We start from the raw sequence: 4,119 nt of genomic DNA, 5'->3' as shown, positions 1-4,119 counted from the left end.
AGGGGCGGTGGGCCGGACACGTGCTCCGGGATCCGCGCGGCGAGGGCGGGTTCGGCTACGACCCGCTGTTCCTGCCCGAGGGGTCGGACCGCTCCGCGGCGGAACTCACACCGGGGGAGAAGGACGCCGACTCCCACCGCGGCCGGGCCCTGCGGGCGCTCGTGCCGGCGCTCCGGGAGCTCGCCGAGCGCAGCCGGACGGACTGACCGGCTCGGATCGGCGCCGGTTCAGACCGCGTATTCGGCCCGGACGTCCCGGGTCCGCTTGTGCTCGAACCAGAACGACAGGAACGGGACCGTCCCGGCCAGGGCGGTCAGCAGGGTGCGGGAGGCGGGCCACCGGGCCTTGATCGCCAGGTCGAGGGTCATGAACAGGTAGAAGATGTAGAAGACACCGTGGGCCTGTCCGATGTAGGTGAACCAGTCGGGAGCGTCCGAGGAGTTCTCCAGGATCAGGTACTTGTAGATCATCTCGACCGTGAGGACCAGCAGCCACACGCCGGTGATCCAGGCCAGGACGCGGTACCGGGCGAGCGCCCCGCGGACCTTGCCGTCGGGATCCGGCTTGCGGTCGTCGGTCTCCGGGGTGGCTGCGACGGTCATGTGGTGTGTCTCTCCTGGTGACGGTCGCCGGCGGCCGCGTCCTGACGGGCCAGCTCGGCGAGGTATGAGTTGTAGGCGTCCAGGGCCTCATCTCCGGTCCGGGCCTCCGCGGCGGGACGCCGGGGCAGAAGATCCGCGGGGATCTCCGTGACGATCTCCTGCCTGCGCGAACCCCGGCGCAGGGGCGGAGCGTCGGGGTGGCCGTCGACCTCGTCGTCGTCACCCTCATCCCCGTCGACACCGGCCGCGGGGAGGGCCGACTCGGCCTCGTCGGCTTCCAGTCGCACGTACTTCAGGTACGCGTAGACCAGGAACCCCGCCAGGAACGGCCACATGAAGGTGTAGCCGAGGTTCTGCACCGTCCCCGTGGCCTCCTGGTAGCGGGCGAGCTGCCAGAACCCCATCCCCAGGCAGAAGATCGAACCCAGGACGACGAACGCGATCCACGAGGGGCGGTGCCTGACCTTGGTCGAGACCGGCGGACCGGAGGCGGGGTCGCCTCCGACCGTGCGGTCGCTCAGGGTGTCGGACACCCCTCCACGATACCGCCGACGGCGCGGTAAGCTCACCTCGCCCGGCACCCCCGGGCGGGCGCCCGTGGCGGAATTGGCAGACGCGCTGGATTTAGGTTCCAGTGTCTACGGACGTGGGAGTTCAAGTCTCCCCGGGCGCACCGCACAGATCGCGGTTCAGTCGAGCTCGTCGATCAGCCGGGCGAGGATGTCGTTCATCGTGAGCAGACCGATGAGGTCGTTGCCGCGGACCACGACCAGGCGGTTGAGGTGGAACCGGCTCATCATGGCCGCGGCCTGGTTCACCGACAGGTCCTCTCCCACGGTGATGGCGGGCTTGACGGCGGCGTCGTAGACGTTGAGCAGGTCCACGTCGCCCTCCTCGACGACGATGGCGCGCAGCAGCTCGTTGTAGCTGAGCAGACCGTAAGCATCGTGGGGGTGCTGGCGGTCGACCACGAGGCTCTTGACCCTGTGGGAACGCATCATCGACAGCGCCTCGCGCAGGGTGGCGTAGGGGGAGATGGTGATCACCTCGGGCACCATGACCTGTTGGACGGTGAGCATTGGGGGTCCTCCTGGGTTGTACGGGCGGGGTGGGGCGTGCGCGGGGGAGCGGGTGGGCGTGGCTCAGGTGTTCTCCCGGCGCATGTACTCCTCGAACTTCACCAGCTGCCGGGGGTCGATCCCGGTGAGGTGCTCGATGGGGACGTTGAAGGCGATGCCGTGGGAGTTGTCCCCGTCGACCAGGATCTCGTGCAGGGATTTGAGGATCGGGGTGGCCAGGTGGGTGCCCACGACCATGAGCAGGACCGACTGGGAGCCCTCGAACGTCAGGCCGAAGAAGGTCTTCTTCTGCTGCGCACCGATGCCCTTGCCCTCCAGGATCGTCACCCCGGTCGCCCCGGCACGTTGCGCGACCTCGATGGCGGTGTCCTCCAGTTCCGGGGGGGCGATCACTACGACGGCCGTGAATTTCATGTCGATTCCTTCCGCAGTCGGGGGACTTTCTCGAGGGCGATGGCATAGAGCAGGACGGAGATGATCGGGAAGATCGAGGCGAAGGCGATGAGGCCGAAGCCGTCGAGCAGCGCGCTGCGGCCGTCGATGGCGCTGGCCAGTCCGATGCCCAGGGCGGTGACCAGCGGCACGGTGACCTCGGACGTGGTGACCCCGCCGAGGTCGAAGGCCAGGGCGACGATGTACTTCGGGGCCAGGACAACCAGGACGATGACCACGGCATAGGAGACCATGATGAAGTAGTGCAGCGGCCCGCCGGACAGGATGCGGTACACCCCCAGCGCGATTCCGACCGCCACCCCCGTGGCCACGACCAGGCGGATGGCGGTGGCGTTGATCCCGGCCGGCGAGATGTTCTCGGCCTGGTCGGCGATGGCCACCAGCGCCGGCTCGGCCATGGTGGTGGCGAACCCGATGAGCAGGGCGAACAGCAGGATCAGCGCCGGCACGCCGCGGTCGATGAGCTGCTCGGCCATCTGCGTGCCCAGCGGGAAGAGCCCCATCTTCAGGCCCACCACGAAGGCGTAGAGCCCCACCAGGACCATGACGAACCCCACGGCCACGCGCAGCGGGTGGGACAGCTTGCGGCGCAGCGCGACGTACTGGAAGAACAGGACGACGATCACCATGGGCGCCACGTCGCGGACCATCTCCGCCAGGCCCACCACGTGCTCCAGCCAGAGCGGGGTGGAGCCCTGGTCCGACCCCGTGGTGGGCGTACCGCCGCCACCGCCGAAGGTGTAGACCCACATCCCGTAGAGCTGCACCCCGATCATCGGGACCATCACACACAGCGCGACCAGGCCGAAGCCGTCCGTGAGGGCGCTGCGGCCCCGGATCGAGTTCGCCAACCCGATCCCGATCGCGGCGATCAGCGGCACCGTCACGACGTTGGTGGTCACCCCGCCGGAGTCGAAGGCCAGGCCCACGATCTCCGGCGGGGCCACGAACGTGGCCACCAGGACCACCACGTAGCCGCCGATGAGGATCCGGTGGACCGCCCACCCCCGCAGCACGCGCAGGATCCCCAGGACCAGGACGAGACCCACGGACACGGCGATCACGACCCGCAGCACGACCCCGTCGATCCGGCCCTCGCTGATCAGTTCGGCCTGTTCCGCCACCGCGATCAGGGCGGGTTCGGCCACGACCGCGGCGAATCCGATGGCGAAGCCGAAGGTGAGCAGCAGCCCCAGGGCCCCGCGGCGGGTGAACTGGTTGGCGAGGTTCTTGCCCACCGGGAACACGCTCAGGTCCAGGCCCTGGAGGAACAGGGCGATCCCCACCCCCACGATCAGCAGTCCGGCGACCAGCTGTAACGGGTCCTCGGGCATCCGGCGGAAGACGAGCAGCTGGAAGGCCACCACCACGGCCACGATGGGCAACAGGTTCCTCAGGGCTTTCCGGAACTCCTGGGCGAAGTGTCGGAGATGCTCCATGGAGGCTGGCGTCCTCTTCCGGGGTCGGGTCGACAGGCGGCCTGGCTCCCAGTCTGACGTACGACCACCGGGGCGTCCACGGAACGGTCGCGGGACCGTGGTCGGTCCACCGGGTCGGTGCGACCTCACCGCCGACTCACCGCGGACTCACCGCCGGCTCACCGACGACGGTCCTTCCGGAGCGCGGCGAGGGCCCTGTCGGCGATCTCCTCGACCGGAAGCGCGATCGGGCAGGTGATCCCGTCCTCGTCCGGGCCCAGGGACTCCAGGGTGGCCAGCTGCGATTCGAGGATCCGGTGGGATGCGAAGTGCCCGCGTCGAGCGGCGAGGCGGGCGGCGAGGAGCTCCGGGTCGGCGCCGAGTTCGACGAAGAACACCGGCCGGTCGACGTCCCGGAGGACGTCGCGGTAGGCGCGGCGCAGTGCCGAACACGCGACGACGACGCCGGGGTCCGGGCCGGTGCGGGCCCCCTCCCGTTCCCGCTGCCGCATCCTGTCCCGGACCGCGTCGAGCCACGGCCCGCGGTCGAGGTCGGTGAGCGGCTCA

The 4,119-nt window shown here is 69.6% G+C and carries 7 protein-coding genes and 1 tRNA gene; 2 read left to right on the top strand and 6 right to left on the bottom strand.

Annotation, left to right across the window (positions count from 1 at the left end):
• A partial coding sequence (locus tag G6017_RS05680; RefSeq protein WP_277819575.1) for a non-canonical purine NTP pyrophosphatase occupies nucleotides 1–206 on the top strand: 206 nt, incomplete at its 5' end.
• Between the two features lie 21 nt (nucleotides 207–227).
• Here G6017_RS05680 and G6017_RS05675 read toward each other — a convergent pair.
• Nucleotides 228–602 carry a DUF3817 domain-containing protein gene (locus G6017_RS05675; RefSeq protein WP_179524849.1) on the bottom strand — a complete coding sequence of 125 codons (375 nt, stop codon included), beginning with the start codon at nucleotides 600–602 and terminating at the stop codon, nucleotides 228–230.
• Entirely contained in the window at nucleotides 599–1,135 is a 537-nt protein-coding gene (locus G6017_RS05670) for a hypothetical protein (protein ID WP_179524850.1), read from the bottom strand. The genes G6017_RS05675 and G6017_RS05670 overlap by 4 nt, the downstream gene beginning before the upstream one ends.
• Before the next feature lie 58 nt (nucleotides 1,136–1,193).
• Here G6017_RS05670 and G6017_RS05665 point away from each other — a divergent pair.
• Nucleotides 1,194–1,275 (top strand) — tRNA-Leu (locus G6017_RS05665).
• 16 nt (nucleotides 1,276–1,291) lie between these two features.
• On the opposite strand, the gene G6017_RS05660 is transcribed toward G6017_RS05665, so the two are convergent.
• The 4 genes from G6017_RS05660 to G6017_RS05645 form a co-directional block, all read right to left on the bottom strand.
• Nucleotides 1,292–1,681, bottom strand: coding sequence for a CBS domain-containing protein (locus G6017_RS05660; protein WP_179524858.1), 390 nt, complete (start codon nucleotides 1,679–1,681; stop codon nucleotides 1,292–1,294).
• Nucleotides 1,682–1,744: 63 nt separating this feature from the next.
• Nucleotides 1,745–2,095: a P-II family nitrogen regulator gene (locus tag G6017_RS05655; RefSeq protein WP_182610538.1), complete on the bottom strand. Its 351-nt coding sequence runs from the start codon at nucleotides 2,093–2,095 to the stop codon at nucleotides 1,745–1,747.
• Nucleotides 2,092–3,573: a DUF1538 domain-containing protein gene (locus tag G6017_RS05650; RefSeq protein WP_182616354.1), complete on the bottom strand. Its 1,482-nt coding sequence runs from the start codon at nucleotides 3,571–3,573 to the stop codon at nucleotides 2,092–2,094. Before G6017_RS05650 ends, G6017_RS05655 begins: the two co-directional genes overlap by 4 nt.
• A 158-nt stretch (nucleotides 3,574–3,731) precedes the next feature.
• The coding region (locus G6017_RS05645; protein WP_182616352.1) for a gluconokinase at nucleotides 3,732–4,119 on the bottom strand (388 nt) is incomplete at its 5' end.

This window comes from Dietzia sp. B44 (assembly GCF_014145245.1).
Lineage (GTDB): Bacteria > Actinomycetota > Actinomycetes > Mycobacteriales > Mycobacteriaceae > Dietzia > Dietzia natronolimnaea.
Note: the sequence above shows the minus strand (reverse complement) of the source record. Positions and strands in the feature narration are given on the sequence as shown.